Here is a 20,897-nt window from a genome sequence, read left to right on the forward strand (position 1 = left end):
TTGAAAAAATCAATAAAAACAAACTTTCAGAATAGGGTACCGTATGTAAAATGAACGCAATATGAACTAACACTCGTTCGAATTTATTACATTGCAATAAAGTATAATTATGAGAGTTGAAGCAGCTTTAAAATACAGTGCTTTTCAATATTTCGCAGATAAAGTTAATTAACATAAAGATAATTAACACCTATCTTATTTTATGACATTACAAATACCATTCATAAAAAACAAAATACGGAATATTATTAGTTAAGCAATGAATTAACTTCCATTAAAGGTTAAACATCTAGCACTTATTCATTCGTTTTAGCTCTCTCCCTGACGTTATGCATACTTCTTGTGAGCAGGGGGCTAGAAAACAAGCCAAAAAAACAATGCAACTGCTTTCACTTGCTACACTAAAAATAGGAAGTGTTAGTTATAAAGGGATTTGCTGTGCAATATGTATCATTACGTTGGATCATACCGTGTTTTATTGTCATCATCAGTAGCCTATATCTGTTCTTCACTTTCCGAGAGCCCATCTTCAGTGAGCAGCCCTCATCCCACTTCAACAAAGAAGTCGCTTTCCTTTCTACTGCGATTAGTGCTATTGAACACGTTGAAATAAAAGATAAAGATAAAGCTAAACTCGGACTTGAACTTTTTCTTGAACCGAGATTGTCATCAAACGGTGAAGTCAGCTGTGAATCTTGCCATCATATTTTTACCAATGGTGCTGAAACTATTCCCACATCCATTGGGGTCAACGGTGAAGGAAAACGTAATTCTCCAACCGTGTTTAATATCAGCCTCAATTCTCGTTTTTTTTGGGATGGACGAGCAGCGAGTTTAGAACAACAAATTGATGGTCCAATTCATCATCCTCTCGAAATGGATAGCAATTGGCCCGACATTATTCATTTTCTTAGCCAGTCTGAATACTACCAAACACGCTTTTCCCAAGCCTATAACGGCAATATCTCTGAACAAAGTGTCAAACATGCACTCATCTCTTTCATGAACACCTTAGTTACACCCGATGCCCCTTTTGATCGTTACTTAAAAGGAGATAGCCAAGCCATTTCGCAAGTTGCTCAACATGGTTGGAAAAAATTCCAACAACTCGGCTGTGTTTACTGCCACCAAGGGCAAAATATAGGCGGCAATCTTTTCCAGAAATTCGGCAATATCACCTCGCTCGAAGCACAATTTGGATCACTTGCCAATGCCGACTTAGGGCGATTCGAAATTACGGGTGATGAAAATGATCGTCATGTTTTTCGGGTTCCAAGCCTTCGAAACGTGGCAATCACAGCACCCTATTTCCATGATGGAAATACAACAACACTTGAAGAGGCCATCATTGTGATGGCGCGGGTACAGCTAGGGCAAGAGTTAAGCCCGATGACAATCGTAGAAATCAGTGCTTTTTTAAACGCTTTAACCGCCCCGAAGCCCGCAGTGCTTGAGGAGTTAATTCAATGACAAAAACAGCAAATCATAAACTCAGCCTGCTTATCATTATTACTGTCACTAGCCTTGCTCTTTACTTGGTATTCATCATCACTAAAAGCCATCAAGTCGATCAATATCAACGCGCCTATTTGTCACTCACCAACGATGTCATCAAAGCTCAGGAAGAGCTCTATTACTTTAATCATCAAGATCATAAAGCCTATGACCGCTATTCTTTGCAGCTAGTTCATGCCGAAGTGGAAGCCAATGCCCTCTACACGGGGCTACAATCTAACCGAAGTCATTGGCTCAAACGTATGGTGATCAGTACCAATGATGTTATCAACCAAGCAAAAGAAATTAATACCAGTATTTCAACTTTTGTCGCTGATCTTGAAACTTTACTGCGATTAAAAGTATCTAATGAATACTCAACATTAACGACATTACTGTTAGAAGAAACGCTATTAGATAGCCTAGTAAGTGCAGAAGACAAACTGTATGTTTCAGAGCTCACGCTTAAAGGGGCACTAACAAGAGCACCCAGTGAAGCACTCCAAAATAACCTGACCTTCCGCAGCCTTGTAAACTACATCTCTTTTCGCGAACGGATCAAAGATGAAAGTACTCAAAAAGAAAAAGACATTTCTACCAACGGAGTGAAAGAAGAGCTAGCGAAACAAAACAGATACTGGCTAGAAGAGTCGGAAACAATTAAGCAACATGCCTTCATCACCATGTTGTTATTTGCTCTAAGCATTGCTGCTTATTTTTATTTACAGTTACGCGAGCGCTTATTGCAAACCTTAGCCATCAAGCAGGAGCTCGCTGCATCCGAAAAAGAAAAGTCGACACTGGCTTTAGTGGCTGAACACGCCCAAGATGCTATCGTTATTACAGATAAAGATGGCTACACCACTTGGGTCAATAACAGTTTTTTAGCACTATCAGGGTACGCTATCACAGAAGTTATAGGCCAAAAACCAGGGAATATTTTACAGGGAAAAGATACAAGCCAAGATGAAGTCACCAGAATTTCTGATGCACTCAAAAAAGGAGAATCCATCGAGTCTGAACTGATTAATTATCACAAAGATGGCACCCCATACTGGATAGATATCGCAATAAACCCAACGTTCGATGCCAATGGTAACCTACAGAGCTTTATTGCTGTCGAACGCGATAGTACTAAGCGTAAAGCGCTTGAACAAGATCTCGCTGCTGCAGCTGAGCTTGCTGAGGTCTCAAATAAAGCAAAATCCACTTTCCTTGCCACCATGAGCCATGAGTTACGTACTCCCCTTAATGGCATACTTGGTATGGCACAAATCATCGAGAGCAACATTCAAAACCAAGAACATCATAAGCAGATCCAAGTGTTACTCGAATCTGGCGAACATCTTCTCTCGTTGCTCAATGACATCTTGGACTTCTCAAAAATTGAAGAAAATAAGCTGGAATTAGAATGTGCTCAATTTAAATTTAACGATGTTATCAACCCTATCGCTCACACCTACAATCAAATTTGTACCGACCAAGGTCTCGAATTAATTATTGAAAACGAGCTCAACCACAATGCACTTTTTACTGGTGATAAGTCACGGATCAGACAGATCATCTTCAACCTTATTAGCAATGCGGTAAAATTTACTCACCAAGGCAGTATCAACCTATCTTTTAAACACACTTTAACGGCAAACAGCCAACAAGGTGTCGTCATGAAAATAAAAGATTCCGGTATCGGTATTCGCGAAGAACGCCTTGCGAATATTTTTGACCCATTTACGCAAGCAGAGTCTTCCACTACCCGACAGTACGGTGGAACTGGCCTTGGCTTAGCCATAGTTAAGCAACTCGTTGAGATGATGAACGGACATATCTCGGCCTACAGCGAATTAGGTAAAGGCACTGAATTTACAGTGACCATTGCGTTGGAAACAACTATTGAGCATGCCTCGTCACAGCCTTTGCCATTCGATAACGAGAGCCATAATCATTCCTCTAACAATCGTGAGCATGATACAAACAAAGAGGCCCACCAGCGACTCAGTGGAAAAGTCAGCCATAACAACACTGAAAGTCGCCACCAACAGCAAGCGCTCAACATATTGATTGTCGAGGACAACAAAATTAATGCATTAGTCGCTAAAACATTTTGTGAGCGCCAAGGGCACCGAGCCAGCGTTACGGAAAATGGACAGCTTGCCTTAGAGCGATTGAAAGAAGATAGCTTTGATTTAATACTGATGGACAACCACATGCCCGTCATGGACGGGGTCACCGCCACTCAAGCTATACGTCAACAGCTAAGACTCTCTACGGTTATTTTTGCTTGTACCGCTGATATATTCCAAGAAGCACACGACAATTTCATTCAAGCAGGGGCTAATTACGTTTTAACTAAACCGATTCAAGAACAAGGTTTCATTGATGCTATTCAACAACATTTACCGACAATAATGGAAAACCAAACACCCACATCGACAACGAACACCAAAGTAATCGCACTCACTCGACATACGCAAGCTGCGATCACAGAACTTGCTACAACAGAAGCTGAGATTAACCTTGTAACTATGAACCAACCATGCGGTCACACAAGCATCAATGACAACTTACAGCACTTTATCGAGTGCGCCGAAGAAAGTATTAGTTCGCTTATTATTGCTTATAGTGCGCACAATATTGAGCTTATTCACTCGCACGTTCTATCAATTAAAACGTTAGGCATAAACTTCTCTATACTTCGTTTAATCACTTCAGCAACAGAGATCACGAAGCAGACCAATAACAATCAGCTCCCAAACATTCATGCCTTACAGCAACTGATTAACTTGCTTGAGGTGAATATTCACCAAGCTTCTCGATTAATGCATAGTGAAATAAGTAAGGACACTCAAAAGAACAATAACTGAATTTTCATGAATAACAGGCCATAGCTCCTACTGATTTAAGCAGTCAATTCGGCATTCTTAGTTTTCTAAATGGGGAGGGGTCTATGAACATTCATTCTTTCGGCTGGACAATGAAAGCAAAAAGCCTCCGCTGCGTGTTATCACGGCGGAGGCTTATGGCATCACACTCAACTATGCAACTTCATTCAATTTATCGAGCTTATCTAACAAGATCTCTTTCTTAAATGGCTTAGCCACATAATCATCCATACCCGCTTCAAAGCACTTGTCGATGTCTTGATCGAGCACACTCGCAGTTAACGCTATAATCGGTAAGCGATCTTTTTCATTTTTGCCTTCCCAAGCACGAATAGCTTCTGTTGCCGAGAAACCATCCATCACCGGCATCATGCAATCCATCAAAATAGCTTTGAACTGCTTCCCTTGTGTTATCGCATCAACAGCTTCCTGACCGTTATTGGCGAGTTCAAAATCATAACCCGCCTTCTTCAAAAACAGTGAGGCAACTTTCTGGTTAACAAGGTTATCTTCAACAACCAATACAACATCTTTCACACTGACTTCTTCGTCTGAGAGCACACCTTGCTCTGCTTGAATTTTCTTGTGGTACTCTTGCACTTTCTTCAAGGCTTGGCTGGTTGCTTTAATCAAACGTCGCCCAAATAACGGCGCACTAATGACACCATCAATATGAGTACCAAAATCGTATTGTTCATCACTGTGGCTGGTACATACCACCACGGCAGCCGGTGATTTTACGGCTTTTATTTCAGCAATGGTGTCAATTGTACGGATCAGTGATCCCTGACAGAACAAGATTAAGTCATAGTAATTTGAAGCCCGCTCAGCATTACTCATCACAGTTTCAACATCGACGGCTAAACCATGCTCAACACACTGCACTCTCAACGCATCTGCGTACTCCACCTCATTAGTCACAATTAACGTCTTCACATTTTGTAAACTTGCAACTTTAGGTGCTTGTGCTTTCACGACATCAACATCTATCGTGAAATGGAAAGTACTGCCCTTACCTTTTTCAGAATCTAACGCTAAGTCACCATCCATTAATTCAACAAGCTGGCGACAAATGGCCAAGCCTAGGCCTGTACCACCAAACTGACGAGTAATTGATCCATCTTCTTGTGTAAATGGTGCAAACACTTGAGCTTGCTTGTCTTTCGCAATACCGATACCTGTATCTATGATTGCAAATCGAATCGCTGCTTGGCCGTTCTCTTTCATTTGCTGCGTAACAGATAAGGTCACTGAACCTGATAATGTAAACTTTACTGCATTCGACATCAGGTTCATCAATACCTGACGCAATCGGTGTTCATCAATCATGGTTAGCGCCGCGACATCAGGTGCAATATCCACTTTCAGGGCTAAGTTCTGCTCCGACGCTTTTGCCATCACAATCGACATGGTGTCGTAAGCGACTTCGCGTACATTACATTCTGTTGGGGCGATAACCAGATTACCTGATTCAATTTTGGACAGGTCCAAAATATCGTTAATCAGTAACAATAAGGTTTGTGAAGACGTTTCGATAATTTGCAGGTATTCAGACTGAGAAGGATTAAGGTCGGTATCTGATAAAATTGACGACATCCCAATAATGCCATTAAGAGGCGTTCGGATCTCATGGGACATATTGGCAAGGAAGGCACTTTTAGCCACATTGGCTTTCTCAGCTTCATCTTTTGCTTGCAGCATTCTGGCTTGATTGTGGTATCGCTCATCTATCAATAGGTTCAACTTTTGGGTGAAAATGGTGAACTCATCGCGCCCATCTTCCATCACTTTTACCACGGTATCGCTCGACTCTTCAATTTTCGACATGGTTTTAATAACGCGTCCCAAATATTGAATGATGCGTTTCGCTAAATTCACCCCTAAAATAGTCAACACTATCAATGCCAGCAAAATGGCACTCGCAAGGATCCCCATTTTCACTTTGGCATCAGCGATTGTTGTATGGATCTCAGACACTAATTGCTGACTCACTTTTCCAACAACAAATTGAATCAAGTTATAGCGTTCATCCAGTGCTTTTAATCCAAGGCTCACCATATCTTGAGACACACCATCACCGAGTAGACCTTCCCGTAAAATATAACTGTTGGCAAAAGCGGGATCAGAAAATGTCTTTTTCAGTAATTCAATTTGCTGAGGATCAGCATTAATAGAAATAAAGCGATCGATATAAAGCTGCTGATTTTGAATCACACTGACTAACTCAGGTTTGAGTTCATCGGTCATATCCGGCATGAGTAATAGCTGGCGAATATACCAATTCTCTTGCTGAGACCACATCGATAACCAATTAAGTTGATATAAAACGCCGAGGTTTTGTTCCACTTTTTCATTATTGATTGCCAGGGGGGACTTTTCTAGGCTGGTTAAAATGCTGATTAGCGTTTCATCTATCCATGTTGACCAATCTAACAAGTCTTCTTTTTGTGTTTCTGAAAACTCAGAAACAGCATCGGACAAATCATCCAGCACGATATTAACCGACTTTGCTTCTTTATCTGTAAAAGCATCAGGGATGAGTAACCGTATCTTAGTGATACTTTCATTAAGATCATTTGACATAGAATCACTATTTGGACTCAAAGTCTCATTTTGCATTTTAATTTTCATTAAATGCGCATCAGATATGAACGCAGAAGTCTCACCCAATAGACTCACACGCGTATTAAGCATGTTTAACGTACTAACGTTTTGATAGAGGCTTTGGATCTCTAACCCTGCGAAAAAACTCATAAAACCAAGCGGTAGAATAACCAGTACGAGCAGCCTCGATTTAATCGAAATGCGATTCAGTAGGCTCATATCTTCTCCTTGAACGTGAACCTTGACACCTTTTTTGAATGTCTATTTGTAGTTACACAAGTGTCAACTATCATCAATATTAGGACTAATTCAGGATGAATGGTAAATAATTAATGAATAACGGACTTAACCTAAAACCTATTGTGACTAAGCTCTTAATTGCTAGCTTTTCCCTAGGGTTATCTCTTTCTGCATTTGCCAAAAATGAAGCCGTTGAAGATGTCGAGTTTGCCGTTTTTTCGATGAACAAAGACATTCCGCAGCTCAGTAAAAGCAAAGCAAGAATGCTATATAAAGGTAGAACCAAAAAATTAAATGGCAGCATCAAAATCGTTCTGGTTGATTTGCCAGAAAACTCGATTCACCGAGAAGAATTTTACGATATGCTGCTTGGCAAGTCGGTATCACAAATGAATGGATATTGGGCATCATTATCTTTCTCTGGCAAGGGGAAGCCACCAGCAGAATTAAATAGCGATGATATAAAGGACATTCTTGAGTGGCTGAACAAAAATCCAAATGGGATTGCCTACGCGCCAATTAGTACTGTACCTGAAAATGCCAATATTCTGATTACCGTCTTACAAGGAGAGTAAGCATGAACATAAGATATCCCCTTCTTGTAGCAGCAGCAATGCCACTAACTTCACTTGCTGCCATAGATATTACCGATAACTTTTCAATCAGTGGCTTCGGTTCAACCTCTATTGCGAAATCAAATAACTCAACACCGCTATTTATTCACCGCGAAATTACAGATGAAACTTGCTACGACTGCGACACTATTTTTGGTATCCAAGCCGACTATACCATTACAGAAGCATTAAACGCCTCTTTACAAGTCGTAAAGCGTCCGCAGGATAAGTGGTCAGATCCAGAAATTGAGTGGGCTTACTTAAGCTATGAAATTAATGAACTAACCGTGAATGGGGGGCGTTTACGCTTACCATTATTTCTTGCATCAGAATATTACTATGTTGGCCAAGCATATACATGGGCACGCCCTCCTCAAGAGGTCTATGACAGTATTCTTGGTTTTACCTTTTATGATGGCTTCTCTGTGCGTTGGCAAACATCAATATCTGATGAACTAACGGCCTCTGTGATGCCATTCTATGGATTTGGGCGTGAAAATAAGACCAAGCTTGGCTCTTATGAATTGATGTTTGAAACGGATTATATGGCAGGATTGTCGGCCGAAATCAGTGGGTTTAATTATCGTATCCACTCTGCGTATATGCACACCAAGTTTAAGCAAAATGGTGGGGACCCTGAAAATATGAATATCTTCACTTTGGGCGGGGAGTATTCACTCGACCAGTGGTTATTCATGGCAGAGTTAGAGAACGATAAGCTACAGACTAACTGGTACGTGTCAGCAGGTTATTCATTTGATGCCTTTACGCCCTATGTCACTTATGGACAAAGCCATGAGCGTCGGTATTCTAAGAGCGTGACGGCTGGAGTACGTTACGATGTCACGCCGCAAATATCCCTTAATGCTGAATGGCAAGGCGTCTACTTACCCCAAGAACGCTACGACCAAGGTAAAGATGGGCAATTTGTAATGCCCCCAATTGCCCTACAAGAAGATAAAGATGTACAAGCCTACACACTCATGATCAACTTCGTCTTCTAAATGTTCAATAACTCGTAGTACAAATAGAGCAATTGTATAGATACGACAACGCCCAGTAAGACTGGGCTTTGTTTACGCTGAATCAAACTGTCCTGTCACTTTATGCGATAAGTGCTTCACCATTAACAGTCACTTCAACATCAATATTGCCACGCACAGCATTTGAGTATGGGCAAACTTGATGCGCTGTTTTGACCAATTGCTGTGCCGCGGCTTGTGGCATATCCAATTCAACTGCAAGCTTAACAGTTAGCGCAAAACCACCCGCTTCATTCGCACCGATACCAACTTCTGCAGACACTGGCGCAGATTTAAGCGGCTGCTTTGCCATATTTGCCACATGTAAAATAGCATTTGAGAAACATGCCGAATAACCTGCAGCAAAAAGTTGTTCAGGGTTAGTCGCTTCGCCACTTCCACCCATTTCTTTAGGGTAACTCAGGGCAAGATCTAATTTACCATCATCTGTTACTACTTGGCCGTTACGACCAGCCATTGCTGTTGCGGTAGTTGTGTAAAGCGTTTTCATATCAGCACCTTTTGATAAATATTGTTATTGTTAATTGCCAGCAATTAGATTGCGCGCAATTGATTTGCATTTATTAAACTCGATCTTCTCCTTCAATGCAAGTATATTGTGCACAATCTTTTTCTTCCATGATGGCATGACAATGAAAAACACCACCAACAACTCTGATTTACAACTTGAAAAGCAAGTGTGTTTTTCGCTGTATAGTGCGACAAATGCCATGACACGCGCTTATCGCCCGCTACTTGATAAGCTTGATCTTACTTACTCTCAGTATCTCGCCATGCTCGTGCTGTGGGAAAATAATGGCATTAATGTAAAAGCACTGGGTGATCAGCTTCATTTGGATTCAGGCACACTAACCCCCTTGCTAAAGCGCTTAGAAAGTAAAGGATTGGTTGTGCGTCAACGCTGTGAACACGACGAACGAGCACGAGTCATGTTTCTTACTGAGGCAGGGGAAGCACTGAAACAGCAGGCAGAATCGATCCCACAAACGATGATGTGTAAGAGCCAATTACCATTAGAAGAACTGGCCGCACTTAAAGAAATTTGCGATAAGTTGTATCAACAACTATCAAAATAAACAAAAAAGCACGCATCAATAATGGGGCGTGCTTTATTTTCTATTAGAAAAATCAGTGGCTTTTCATGACAACCACGGGGCGCTTATCAACTGTGATAATGTGTGAGTCAACATCAAAAAGATCCCAAATCAATTGCGATGTAATAGCATTGCTCGGGTTATCAAACGCGAACAACTCTCCTCGATGCAACGCAGCAATTTTATCTGCGTATTGAATCGCAAGGTTCAAATCGTGGATCACCATGAGTACACAGGCATTGCTGGTTTTAGCATAGTGCTGGACATAGTTAAGCAAACGTAACTGGTTTTGCATATCCAATGCCGATGTGGGTTCATCAAGCAAGAGTACTTTAGGCTGGTTAATAATCGCTTGTGCAAGCCCTACCATTTGGCTTTCACCCCCTGATAAGTCAACACAGTTTTTATTGGCTAAATGCAGGATCCCCATTTCCTCAAGTAACAATAATCCCTGCCGCGCGCTGTCTTTTTTCGCCATTAGCGATGTCGAGTCAATATTCAATGTCGTGATCAATAATTCAATCACGGTAATACTGGCGCTAATGCGGTGATCCTGTGGTAGGTAGCCAATATCATCCAAGGTTAAAGCCCGATCACAATAGTGGATCTGTTGCGGCTGATGAACCGACTGTTGACGAAGTAAGGTGGTCATTTGACGTAATAAGGTCGATTTCCCAGCCCCGTTCTTACCAATTAAAGCCACCATTTCCCCAGCCATAATGGTGGGAATAGTGAGGTTATTTAAGACGATTTGCTTACCAAAGGATACTGATACCTGGCTAATCGTTAAGCTCATCCGAAACGCCCTCCCTTCTTAATAATCAAGAAAATAAAGAACGGGATGCCTACTATCGACATCACGACTGTCAGCGGCAAAATAATCCCAGGCATAATGGCTTTACTGGCAATGGACGCTAATTCCAGCAAGACCGCGCCGACCAAAAAAGAGGCTGGTAAGAAGAAGCGTTGATCTTCCCCCAAGACCATACGAGCAATATGAGGTGCAACCAAACCGACAAAGCCAACCGCACCAACAAAAGACACAGATAAAGACGTGATAACAGACACCAACAACAAGGTCTTCATTCTAAGAAACTTAACATTGATCCCCATGGCTTCCGCACGCTCTGTGCCTATTTTTAGACTGGATAAGCGCCATGCATCCTTCATCATGATGATCAAAACAATCGGTAGCACAATGGCTAATACCCCTATCTTCTCCCAACTCCCTCGATCTAATGATCCCATCTGCCAAAAGACCAAAGTTTGAAGCTGTGTTTCGCTCGCAATGTACTGCATCATGGTCAACAAACTGTCATAGGCAAACATCACAGCAACCCCGAACAGCATCACTCCTTCAATCGACACTCGTTTGGCTGACGATATACCTGCGATAAGTAAGGTTGTCAGAAGGCACATCACAAATGCCATGACTGCAATTTGGTATTGCTCGGGGATAAAAGGGATCGCCACAACATTAGTGATCACTAACGATGCCCCAAAACCAGCCGCCGCAGAAACACCAAACGTATAAGGATCCGCCAATGGGTTATTCAGCGTCGTCTGCATCTGGGCACCAGCCAACGCCAATGCACCACCAACAAAAGGGGCCATCAGCGACATTGGCATACGAATATCCCAAACAATAATTTTGCTGGCGATCGTACTATGACTTGGATCGAAAATGGCTTGGATGACGGCTGCGAAAGTCAATCCTTGGGAGCCGATAAAAACATCAGCGACGACACATACTATGCTCAAAATAAAAAAGGCTGCGAGCGCAACCTTCTTTTTGTTATTGCGAGCAAGATGAGCGTTTAACTCAAGTTGCAAGGCATTCACTTTGTCATTGCCTCTGCGTTATTTTGACCAAACAGGCCACTAACGTGGCGATCACCAAATTTTTGGTTCATCTCTTCAAATGTCTTTTCTGGATCTAAAGCAGTGAAAACTTCAGGGTGTAGCCACTTAGCAAAGTATTCCATAGCAACCAAGTTGTATGGCGAGTTATAAAAGGGCATGTAAATAGAATACACATGGTTATTTTGATAAGCCGTTAGCGCTTTCAGCCAACTACGATCCATTAAACCTTGAGTCGCTTTCTGAATCGCTTTTTCATTTGGCTGATAACCCAATGGAATCCCGTGAGTAGGTTGGCCATCTTTATTGATCCAGCCTGTTGTCTGCATGATATAAACATCAGGCTGCGCTGTAATCACAGTTTCTGGCGACATTTGACCAGTATTCGCGCCTTTCAACGGCTTGATCGCAATATTGGTTGCCTTTAAGAAAGGAATGTATGCACCCATGTTGCCCGTTGCAAATGTACGGCAACACGATGCTTCATAACCTGCAGCACGCTCAATGAAAACACGCTTCGTTGTTGCTTCTGGATGCTGAGCCAATGTACTTGTTATTGCGGCGACATGCTGGTTGTAATAATTGGCAAAATCATTACCTTTTTCTGCACGATTAACCGCATTCGCAACCACTTCAACCGATTTAACTGTATTTTCTAGAGGGTTTTCACGAAAATCAATTGCAAGAGTTTTAATACCCGCGTGATCGAGTTTTTCTAATAACCCTTTCTCTTGTGCCAACTTGATATTGGAAACATCAACAATAAAAAGATCAGGTTTGGGTTTCAGGTTAATGAAACGCTCGGTATCAAATTCCCCTGATTTAATTTTGCCAATAACAGGCACAGTATCTAATGATGGGTATTGCTTAAGGTAATTAGCATACATGCTTGGGGCAGACATGCGCATATCATCACGTGCAGCTACTAGGTGCTTCGCGGCATCTTGCTGATAGATAATCTCTAATAATGGAAATACCCGAGCGGATGATAGCGCGATATGTTCAGGCTGCTGCTCGAAAGTGACCGTTCTTCCCGCAACGTCAGTAACGGTTATTGGGTAATCAGCAGCGAAAGTTGAAGCAGAAAAGAGCGAGCCAACCGCGATAGTGATGATTGTTTTAGTTATGTTGAGCAAAGTGAATATCCTTCTAGGGAATTTTACTCACGAATACTAATGAGAACAGTTATTGTTATAAATGCCATTTATTGCAATGTTAGTCTACGTAAAAGATCCCCTCTCACTCCTTTTTGACACACGCGATACACTTTCTAATAACATCCCGACTACACCCAATGCATAAAACAATTGCATATAAGCATGTCTCATTCCGCATCTATGCTTGTTCACACTTTTATTCTGTCGAGCAGCAATTAGCAAGTTAACGGCAGGTTTCGGCTAGTTATCATCCTTTCTATCAATCAGTATTGAATGCAGTCACAACATGCAAGCCTGTATAACAGGTTAGATGTTGCTATAAGACTTTGAAAAGGGAACGAAAATGCTAACAGGATATTGGTCAGTCGATGCGTTTATAGTGGCAAATCTTGTACTATGTGTGGTGGTAGCTGTGATTTATGGCTATTACCAGATCACCGGTGGTGGAATGCTTTGTGACCAGCCTAATGATATCAATCAAAGGAGCAAGTCATGAACACCAAAACATTGGGCTACACAACCATGATAGTCTCTGCAGCACTCATGGGCTGTGTGGGGCTTTTTGCAAGGAACATCAACACCAGCGGCGATGTTATCGCTTTTACCAGAATGACAGTTGGGGCAATCTGTATTTTTGCCCTCATGTACCATCAAGGCAAAATCCACCTAATTAAAGCCACCAAACTGTCACCCACTGTTGTTCTTAGTGGCGCTTGCTTGGGGCTATGTTTAGCGGCATATGTATCATCAACCCAATACACCACTCTCGCTAATGCCGTTTTCCTTATCTACACAGGTCCCGTCTTTTCCACCATTCTAGCGGCTGTGTTCCTCAAAGAAAAAATATCGGCGCTCACTGGCGGCTTACTTACCGCCGTCTTCATTGGGTGTTTATTTATCATAGGGATCATCAGTTACGATGCAACCAGCGGTTTAACCATGTCGTTATCTTTCTCTAAAGAAACCTTCATTGGCGATATGCTCGGGTTAGCGTCTGGTTTTGGTTACGGTTTATACCTGTTCTTTAGCCGCTACCGCACCGATGTCAGTTCTGATTCACGCTCTTTCTTCAACTTTACTTCTGGTGCGCTTGCTATCGCAGTTTGCTTCATGATCAACCCACCATCACTCGCAGAGATGGATGCATCTTCTTGGGTATGGTTACTTGCTATGGGCTTTTTCATTGGCTTTGGTGCCCTCACGCTACTCACCATTGCGGCTAAGCACTTAAAAGCGGCAGAACTCGCTTGTGTGTCTTACCTTGAAACAGTTGTTGGTGCTGGTATTGGTATCGCTATGTTTGGTGAATCACTCACTGTACTGCAAACAATCGGTGGCATCTTAGTCATTGGTGGGGGTATGGGCGAAATCGTCATAAGCATGGCAAAAAAACGTGCTTCCATGAAAAACGCATCAGTTAACGGTTAAGGATAACGACTATGATCACCTCATTGAATTGGGTACTGCTCTTGGTGACGGTGATCATCATGGTTGGACTCGCACTGTTTAGTAATCGCATCATGAAAACACGTAAAGGCGAAGGCGGTTTTTTATTGGCCGCCAACTGCCTAGGTCCTTTCATTGGCGCAGCCACCATTGTCGCAACTGGTTTTTCTGGGTGGGGCTTTATGGGTTCCCCTGGCGTTGCTTACAAATACGGTGCGATTGAATTACTAGGTAACTTTTTCTTCGCCCCCGCCATGGTGTTTGCTGTACTGTTCTGTGCGCGCTTTCTTCACCAAAAAGCACAAACTATGGGCAGTTTAACTATTCCTGAATACATTGCTCGTAGTCATCAAGGACCTGACTCGGTAAAACGTCTGACACAAGCCTTCGCGGCTGGCATCACAATATTACTACTGATGGTATTTCTGGTTGGTCAAATCAAAGCGTTAGGATTACTGGCTGGCCAATGGCTTGGGATTGATAATCAAAGTGCATCACTCTTGATGGTGGGCATCATCATTCTTTACACCTCGATTGGCGGACTGGCCGCTGTTGCCTTTACCGATGCCTTCATGGTGATAGGCATGTGTATCTCAGCTTTGATTATTGTCGTGACTATTTTTGCAGACCTATCGCCCAGCGAAATCATTACAGGTCTGAATGCCATAGACCCGCACCTGTTAGCGCCCGACAACTCAGGGCCCTATGGGTCAACCCCATGGCATGTCTTTATGGTATTACCTTACGCCTTCATTTATAGCGCCACCCTTCCTTATATGTCAGTCCGCTTTATGGCTCTCGCCAAAACAACCAAATTGCACCATGTCGCCGCCTACATGACACCCATTGCGTGTTTGCTCAGCCTTGTACCACTTGCTGGCTTATACACTCGCTTAAAAGTACCAGGTCTTGAAAATCCCGATCAAGCTATGCCTGTTTTCTTGGCGCAGTTCCTATCTCCTTCCGTTTCTGCGGTTGTGACTCTCTTTATTTTATTTGCGATGAAATCCACGGCAAATTCAGTTCTTCATGCGATTGCAGGCTCGGTTTCGCATGATTTACGCCAAGCTATTTGGCCTCAATGTCGCTTGTCTGATAAATCCTTGCTAATCCTGAACCGCTCTTCAGTGTGGGTATTAGGGGCAACGGGCTTTTTTGCGATGGTTTATGCGCCCCCCTTTATGCTCTCTATGCTCGCTATTTTAGGGTCTGGCACTTTAATGGCCGCTCTGGTTGCACCGACTTTATTAGCCCATTTTATTCCTGCTAATATTTATGCCGCACTGTCTTCGATGATTGTTGGCTTTATCACAGGCTTTATCTTCTTCTTACAATTTGATTTAGGTTGGGTTGAAGCCCCGCTATATTCATCCGTGCTGGCTTGTGCAACCTACTGGCTGGTAGCAAAAGTGTTCAGTTACCAAGAAGACACAGTGTCAGTGTCTAGCCATTGATATAAAACGCATGGTATTAAAATAAAACGCTATCACTTCTGATAGCGTTTTTCATTTTATTAATCTCGTCATTAATTATAATATTTAGCTAACGTATTAACTGGCTAGTCAAGCGTAACATCCGCTAATTGCTTCTGTAATTGCCCCTCAACGGCACGACTACTTTCAATATCTTTTCGCATATCAATATGATTAGAGCGATATTGGCGTGGTGTCATCCCTAATAAACTTTTAAATTTAGAATTAAAATTAGACAGCGATGAAAAACCCACCTCAGACCCAATTCGTGCAATCGTCCAATCCGTCGACACTAAATAACGTGCAGCTTGCCGCACTCGTTGTTCGATTAAATACTGACGAAACGTTATACCTAAGTTAGCATGGAAAAATCGAGAAAAAGTACTGTCAGCCATATGCAACTTTTCAGCTAATACCGTCACCGATATAGATTCAGCTAAATTTTCTGCAATATAGTCCTGTACCATTTGAACGCGATTTTCTGTTCGTTTGATATTACTGACTTCAAATGAATTATCAATAAGGTAGCGTTGAGGCGAGAGTTGCGATAGATTTTCTAATAACCTTAATAAATTCAACACTTGAGAAAACTCAAAGGTATTCTCCATATTGTTAAGTAACGCATGAATTTCATTATTCTGACAGCCTTCAAATAATAAACCTCTGCGTGATTCATCAAGCATATTTTTGATCGTTTTAAACTGTACGCTATCAACAAAAGTTTGTCCTAGCGCATTTAAACGAAAATGTAAGACATCACAATCTGTTGCGCCATGCTGACGAGTCGTTTCTAACGTTAACCTAAACGGGTTGAACGGCGCCAAAAGCACCAATTGACAAGCCCTTAAACGATAGTGAGTATTCGCTAAATGCAATGTGCAGCCAGAGGTTTTAGGCCGGATAAGTATGTAATCTGCGCCAAAAATCATATGTTCGGTTTCTTCTACTTTTTGTAAATCAAACATCAGGAACTTTGGCGTATTCGCTATAACACGTTGACACATGTTCGTACCTCCTCGTTGTACTCTTCATATTTACTCAAGAGATAAATAAACACCAAGGCATCGCGATAAGAAATGTGATATTCAACCAGATTATCTCTACCTTGCGCTACATTAGATAATTATTAAAAAAAATTATTGGAGTAATATTTTGCTCAACAACCTTTTTTTAGATTTTTAGACATTCAAAGTCTTTAACAAAAAGTGCATGTCGTCAACATGTGCATTTTTGTTATTAGAAGTATCAATATGCAGCCAATTAAATTAAACAATTTTGAACTCGGCATAAAAACGTCATTCTTCGGCATCAATTCACTATTATGCGAGTCTATTTCGCGAGATATTAATGTCATTGAAGAGCAACACTAAATAGCTCATCAACTTAAAAGTTCCATCTAATTGAATACCTTAAGGCTTATTTGATTTATTGATTTCGCTCTGCCTAAAGGACTATTTACCAGCGATAAAAATATAATTTCATTATTATGTTATTGGAGATTTTGCAATGAGTGTTTCCAACGATCTATATCCAAATGCCTCCCAACCACTAGAAAGAAAAGATTCTGGTGTGCCTTATGTTCGCCAAGGCCTTCATGTTGAATCGTACAACGATTTCGATCCACTACGTCATGTGATTGTTGGTATTGCCGATAACCAACATATTCCAGAGGCTTGCCCAGCAAGTAATGAAAAAATTCCTGCTGATTCTCCAATGCGTGGTAGTAAAGCGGGCCGTCGTACTCAAGAGTCTATCGACCGCGCAAATGAATGCCTAAATGGCTTTGCAAAAATACTCGAAAACCGCGGTATTATCGTTGACCGCCCAGGAGCTGTCGATTGGCACGAGCGCATCACTACCCCTGATTTCTCTATCAGCTCAGGCTTTGGTGTTATGCCACCTCGTGATTGCCTATTAACTATGGGTAAAAGCATCCTGATGGCGCCAATGAGCTTCCGCAGCCGCTACTTCGAATATCTAGCCTACGTTGATCTACTACGTGAATACTTCGAATCAGACAACGAATGTATGATTGAACAAGCGCCACGTCCTCGTCTATCTGATGATAGTTTCCGCATGGACTATGTTGCCGCTTACGAATACCTTTCTGACGAAGAAACCATGGAGCGTTCACTCCGTAAAGAATACAGCACCAAAGAAACAGACATACTGTTTGATGCTGCGGACGTAATGCGCTTAGGTAAAGATATCTTCGTTCAACACGGCTTAACCACCAACCTTGCTGGTATCCGTTGGATTAAACGTAAATATGAACCTCAAGGCTACCGTGTTCACACACTAAGCTTTGAAGATAACCACCCTATCCATATCGATGCAACCTTCTGTCCACTTCGTCCAGGGCTGATGCTGCTTAACCCTCACCGCCCACTATTCAAAGGCCAACGTGAGATCTTTGAGAAAAATGACTGGGAAATCGTTGAAGCTGTTAGCCCTGCATGGGATAACCCTCCACCGCTATGTTACTCAAGCACATGGTTATCAATGAACACCTTGATCCTTGATCATAAAACTGTGTGTGTCGAAGCATCTGAAACAGGACAAATGGAACAATTTGATAAGCTTGGCTTTGATGTTATTCCAGTGGATCTTCGTGATGCTTACGCATTTGGTGGTGGTCTACACTGTGCAACAGCCGATGTATGGCGTGAAGGTACATGTGAAGATTACTTCGCTAACCAATTCACTGGCGCTCATAGTATTGAGCACTGGGAATACTAGTCGTCATTTACTAGTTAAAACGTGGTGTTAATGGCTTCTTCGGAAGCCATTTTTTATTAATAGCTATATACGCGAGTGTACAACTCCGCGAAAAGTTCACCAATGTGACCCAGTTACAAGTCTGGGAAGAAAAACAAACAATATGAGAACTAGAGCATACTATTACAGTATGAAAATTAAATCATGGCGGAGTAGCATGAATCTTTTTTGGCGTTGTTTCATTGTTTGGTTTTTGTCATTTCCGAGCTTGTTATTTCCAAGCTATGCCGAGGAAGCTGAAAGCTCACACATCACTTTTTTAAGTGACTACAAACAGAAGAAATGTGATTTTTTTTATAAGAATAACAAACAAAGAAAAATCATTATGAGCAGTATTAATAAGACGCAAAATAAAAAAAATCTTTATCGGTGTTTATCCTCTTTGCCTGAAGATAAATTCAAGTCTTGTACACTTACCGGTATAGATTTCACCGAAGGTAGCGGCGTCTGTCATGTTCAACCTGAAAAACAACGCTTTAATATCGAGGTATCAGCTAAGAAAGGGCGAATCGCTTGTTCATTTTCATGTAGCTAATATTGGTGACTTGAGAGAGCCAGTCTATTCCCGCTCCCTCGCATCGAGTAATGCCATCAACGTTTTTCCGTTACGCTAGGCATCCATAACGAGCATAGCGGCACCAAAGACCCCTGCGCTATCCCCCAGTGTGGGCTTCACAATCTGAGTTGTCAGCGTCGAGTTAAACAAGTGCGGTAATATCGCCATTTCTGCCTGCTCATACAGATAATCAATGTTACCTACCCCACCTCCCACCACGATCACTTCAGGATCCAACACATTAATGATTGTGGCAACCGCCACACCAAATTGCGCCACTAACCGTTCTAAAGTGTGTAGTGCGGCTGGTTCTTGCAGTTCAGCTCGCTTCACAATATCAGCTAAACCACACTCAATACCTGACAGTTGGTGATAATAAGCTTCTAAGCTTGGCCCTGATAATACGGTTTCAACACAACCTCGTTTACCGCAATAACAAGGAGTGCCAGTGGGCTCCAAGACATTGTGCCCCCACTCGCCAGCAATACCATGACAACCCTGTAGCACTCTGCCATTAACAACAATGCCCGACCCAACACCTGTGCCCATAATAATCCCAAACACTACTTCAGCATCTGGGTTAATAGCCTGTACAACACCTAACCGTGATTCTGCTAACGCAAAGCAATTCGCATCATTAGCAAGTACCACACTAACATTAAGTAATTGCTGTAAATCGACATCCAATGGCTGACCATTAAGCTCGGTAGAATTACAATTTTTCATCACCTGCGTATTCGGGTCTAAGGTGCCTGGCGTTCCAAAACCAATTTTCTCTGGGTAACTACCTATACTCTCGGCACACCGCAGCACAAGGCGCTGAATTTGCATCAAGATATGTTGATAGCCTTGCTCGCGCTCTGTTGCTATCCGCTCCCTTAACACACACTTTCCTGTGGCTTTATCGAGGACAGCACACTCTATTTTAGTACCACCAAGATCGATACCCCAGTTGAATTTCTCCATACGATCGTCACCCATCTATAACGCTATAGTTCACTGATTTACATAGCATAAGCAACTACGAACAATAAACGAAAAGGGACGATGAAAACCGTGAACTTATACCAATCTGGGTAAGTAAATGTTCAGGTGATTGCGTAGGAAAAAGCACTGAAAACAAGGCGTAGATTGCAGATAGCTAGTTGTTCTATCTACAAAATCTATAACGCAGTTATCATTGATTTTAACCAGCAAGAACGATCAGTTACTTAGTTAGATTGGTATTACACCAGTACCATGCATAAACTAAACAGGCTATTACACCTAAAAAGACAAGAAGTCGCGGTTAGACAAATATCAACCATAATTAGGGATACAACGCGATGCGATAACCTCTATCTCCACAATCGGGTTCTCGCCATAGCGTTTAACTGTCTGCAATAAAGGGGCAATGTTATGTTTCTGAAAGAAATGCGTAGTGGGGATTTAGTCGATGTGGTTGATATGTCGTCGCTGGTCAATCCATTTACCCAGCACGTTACTGTGCAATATCAATCAGGAGAAGATCTCGCAGATCCTGTGGCGATTGATAAACAGCAACTGGCGTTTCCTTCTGGTGAAGATCTGCCAGAGTGCTGGATAAATGGTTACTATCGGGTGAAACCTTAGCCCATATGACACAATGCAAGCAAAGGCTGGGCTAAGAACTAAACAATGT

General features: G+C 42.0%; 17 protein-coding genes. 10 read left to right on the top strand and 7 right to left on the bottom strand.

Annotated features, from left to right (window positions below):
• The first annotated feature begins 438 nt into the window (after positions 1 to 438).
• Positions 439 to 1,470: a cytochrome-c peroxidase gene (locus OCU77_RS22460; RefSeq protein WP_244915161.1), complete on the top strand. Its 1,032-nt coding sequence runs from the start codon at positions 439 to 441 to the stop codon at positions 1,468 to 1,470.
• Positions 1,467 to 4,355, top strand: a complete 2,889-nt coding sequence (locus OCU77_RS22465; protein ID WP_048897442.1) for a PAS domain-containing hybrid sensor histidine kinase/response regulator — start codon at positions 1,467 to 1,469, stop codon at positions 4,353 to 4,355. The genes OCU77_RS22460 and OCU77_RS22465 overlap by 4 nt, the downstream gene beginning before the upstream one ends.
• Before the next feature lie 171 nt (positions 4,356 to 4,526).
• Here the strand turns inward: OCU77_RS22465 and OCU77_RS22470 are convergent, their stop codons facing one another.
• Positions 4,527 to 7,196: a hybrid sensor histidine kinase/response regulator gene (locus OCU77_RS22470; protein WP_107302570.1), complete on the bottom strand. Its 2,670-nt coding sequence runs from the start codon at positions 7,194 to 7,196 to the stop codon at positions 4,527 to 4,529.
• A gap of 113 nt (positions 7,197 to 7,309) precedes the next feature.
• On the opposite strand from OCU77_RS22470, the gene OCU77_RS22475 reads away from it, so the two are divergent.
• Both OCU77_RS22475 and OCU77_RS22480 read left to right on the top strand, forming a co-directional pair.
• Positions 7,310 to 7,792: a hypothetical protein gene (locus tag OCU77_RS22475; RefSeq protein ID WP_048897440.1), complete on the top strand. Its 483-nt coding sequence runs from the start codon at positions 7,310 to 7,312 to the stop codon at positions 7,790 to 7,792.
• 2 nt (positions 7,793 to 7,794) lie between these two features.
• Positions 7,795 to 8,835, top strand: coding sequence for a porin (locus OCU77_RS22480; protein ID WP_048897439.1), 1,041 nt, complete (start codon positions 7,795 to 7,797; stop codon positions 8,833 to 8,835).
• Positions 8,836 to 8,935: 100 nt separating this feature from the next.
• Here the strand turns inward: OCU77_RS22480 and OCU77_RS22485 are convergent, their stop codons facing one another.
• Complete coding sequence (locus OCU77_RS22485; protein ID WP_048897438.1) at positions 8,936 to 9,364, bottom strand: organic hydroperoxide resistance protein; 429 nt, start codon at positions 9,362 to 9,364, stop codon at positions 8,936 to 8,938.
• Between the two features lie 136 nt (positions 9,365 to 9,500).
• On the opposite strand from OCU77_RS22485, the gene OCU77_RS22490 reads away from it, so the two are divergent.
• Positions 9,501 to 9,950, top strand: a complete 450-nt coding sequence (locus OCU77_RS22490) for a MarR family winged helix-turn-helix transcriptional regulator (RefSeq protein WP_048897437.1) — start codon at positions 9,501 to 9,503, stop codon at positions 9,948 to 9,950.
• Between the two features lie 52 nt (positions 9,951 to 10,002).
• Here the strand turns inward: OCU77_RS22490 and OCU77_RS22495 are convergent, their stop codons facing one another.
• Genes OCU77_RS22495 through OCU77_RS22505 form a run of 3 tightly spaced genes read right to left on the bottom strand, consistent with a single transcriptional unit; the run spans position 10,003 to position 12,955 of the window.
• Positions 10,003 to 10,764, bottom strand: a complete 762-nt coding sequence (locus OCU77_RS22495) for an ABC transporter ATP-binding protein (protein WP_048897436.1) — start codon at positions 10,762 to 10,764, stop codon at positions 10,003 to 10,005.
• Positions 10,761 to 11,801, bottom strand: coding sequence for a FecCD family ABC transporter permease (locus OCU77_RS22500; RefSeq protein ID WP_390624776.1), 1,041 nt, complete (start codon positions 11,799 to 11,801; stop codon positions 10,761 to 10,763). Before OCU77_RS22500 ends, OCU77_RS22495 begins: the two co-directional genes overlap by 4 nt.
• 5 nt (positions 11,802 to 11,806) lie before the next feature.
• Positions 11,807 to 12,955, bottom strand: a complete 1,149-nt coding sequence (locus tag OCU77_RS22505; RefSeq protein ID WP_107302618.1) for an ABC transporter substrate-binding protein — start codon at positions 12,953 to 12,955, stop codon at positions 11,807 to 11,809.
• 522 nt (positions 12,956 to 13,477) lie between these two features.
• Here OCU77_RS22505 and OCU77_RS22510 point away from each other — a divergent pair.
• Both OCU77_RS22510 and OCU77_RS22515 read left to right on the top strand, forming a co-directional pair.
• A complete protein-coding gene (locus tag OCU77_RS22510; protein ID WP_048897435.1) occupies positions 13,478 to 14,413 on the top strand; it encodes a DMT family transporter in 936 nt (311 codons plus the stop codon).
• An 11-nt stretch (positions 14,414 to 14,424) separates the two neighbouring features.
• Positions 14,425 to 15,885, top strand: a complete 1,461-nt coding sequence (locus OCU77_RS22515; protein WP_107302568.1) for a sodium:solute symporter family protein — start codon at positions 14,425 to 14,427, stop codon at positions 15,883 to 15,885.
• 104 nt (positions 15,886 to 15,989) lie between these two features.
• Here the strand turns inward: OCU77_RS22515 and OCU77_RS22520 are convergent, their stop codons facing one another.
• Positions 15,990 to 16,868, bottom strand: a complete 879-nt coding sequence (locus OCU77_RS22520) for an AraC family transcriptional regulator (protein ID WP_239685822.1) — start codon at positions 16,866 to 16,868, stop codon at positions 15,990 to 15,992.
• Between the two features lie 541 nt (positions 16,869 to 17,409).
• Between OCU77_RS22520 and OCU77_RS22525 the strand changes: the two genes are divergently transcribed.
• Positions 17,410 to 18,642, top strand: a complete 1,233-nt coding sequence (locus OCU77_RS22525) for a serine/threonine protein kinase (RefSeq protein ID WP_048897433.1) — start codon at positions 17,410 to 17,412, stop codon at positions 18,640 to 18,642.
• Between the two features lie 196 nt (positions 18,643 to 18,838).
• Positions 18,839 to 19,216, top strand: a complete 378-nt coding sequence (locus tag OCU77_RS22530) for a hypothetical protein (RefSeq protein ID WP_048897432.1) — start codon at positions 18,839 to 18,841, stop codon at positions 19,214 to 19,216.
• 75 nt (positions 19,217 to 19,291) lie between these two features.
• On the opposite strand, the gene OCU77_RS22535 is transcribed toward OCU77_RS22530, so the two are convergent.
• Positions 19,292 to 20,218: an ROK family protein gene (locus OCU77_RS22535; protein WP_239685821.1), complete on the bottom strand. Its 927-nt coding sequence runs from the start codon at positions 20,216 to 20,218 to the stop codon at positions 19,292 to 19,294.
• 417 nt (positions 20,219 to 20,635) lie between these two features.
• Here OCU77_RS22535 and OCU77_RS22540 point away from each other — a divergent pair, with 417 nt between their 5' ends.
• Complete coding sequence (locus OCU77_RS22540) at positions 20,636 to 20,848, top strand: hypothetical protein (RefSeq protein WP_048897431.1); 213 nt, start codon at positions 20,636 to 20,638, stop codon at positions 20,846 to 20,848.
• The last annotated feature ends 49 nt before the right edge of the window (positions 20,849 to 20,897 follow it).

It is taken from the genome of Photobacterium swingsii, from assembly GCF_024346715.1.
GTDB lineage: Bacteria > Pseudomonadota > Gammaproteobacteria > Enterobacterales > Vibrionaceae > Photobacterium > Photobacterium swingsii.

Bases quoted from the DNA above. Each gene is read 5' to 3' on its own strand.
- OCU77_RS22465 (WP_048897442.1), top strand. From the start codon at position 1,467: ATGACAAAAACAGCAAATCATAAACTCAGCCTGCTTATCATTATTACT.
- OCU77_RS22470 (WP_107302570.1), bottom strand. From the start codon at position 7,196: ATGAGCCTACTGAATCGCATTTCGATTAAATCGAGGCTGCTCGTACTG.
- OCU77_RS22475 (WP_048897440.1), top strand. From the start codon at position 7,310: ATGAATAACGGACTTAACCTAAAACCTATTGTGACTAAGCTCTTAATT.
- OCU77_RS22480 (WP_048897439.1), top strand. From the start codon at position 7,795: ATGAACATAAGATATCCCCTTCTTGTAGCAGCAGCAATGCCACTAACT.
- OCU77_RS22485 (WP_048897438.1), bottom strand. From the start codon at position 9,364: ATGAAAACGCTTTACACAACTACCGCAACAGCAATGGCTGGTCGTAAC.
- OCU77_RS22490 (WP_048897437.1), top strand. From the start codon at position 9,501: ATGACAATGAAAAACACCACCAACAACTCTGATTTACAACTTGAAAAG.
- OCU77_RS22495 (WP_048897436.1), bottom strand. From the start codon at position 10,764: ATGAGCTTAACGATTAGCCAGGTATCAGTATCCTTTGGTAAGCAAATC.
- OCU77_RS22510 (WP_048897435.1), top strand. From the start codon at position 13,478: ATGAACACCAAAACATTGGGCTACACAACCATGATAGTCTCTGCAGCA.
- OCU77_RS22515 (WP_107302568.1), top strand. From the start codon at position 14,425: ATGATCACCTCATTGAATTGGGTACTGCTCTTGGTGACGGTGATCATC.
- OCU77_RS22520 (WP_239685822.1), bottom strand. From the start codon at position 16,868: ATGTTTGATTTACAAAAAGTAGAAGAAACCGAACATATGATTTTTGGC.
- OCU77_RS22525 (WP_048897433.1), top strand. From the start codon at position 17,410: ATGAGTGTTTCCAACGATCTATATCCAAATGCCTCCCAACCACTAGAA.
- OCU77_RS22530 (WP_048897432.1), top strand. From the start codon at position 18,839: ATGAATCTTTTTTGGCGTTGTTTCATTGTTTGGTTTTTGTCATTTCCG.
- OCU77_RS22535 (WP_239685821.1), bottom strand. From the start codon at position 20,218: ATGGGTGACGATCGTATGGAGAAATTCAACTGGGGTATCGATCTTGGT.
- OCU77_RS22540 (WP_048897431.1), top strand. From the start codon at position 20,636: ATGTTTCTGAAAGAAATGCGTAGTGGGGATTTAGTCGATGTGGTTGAT.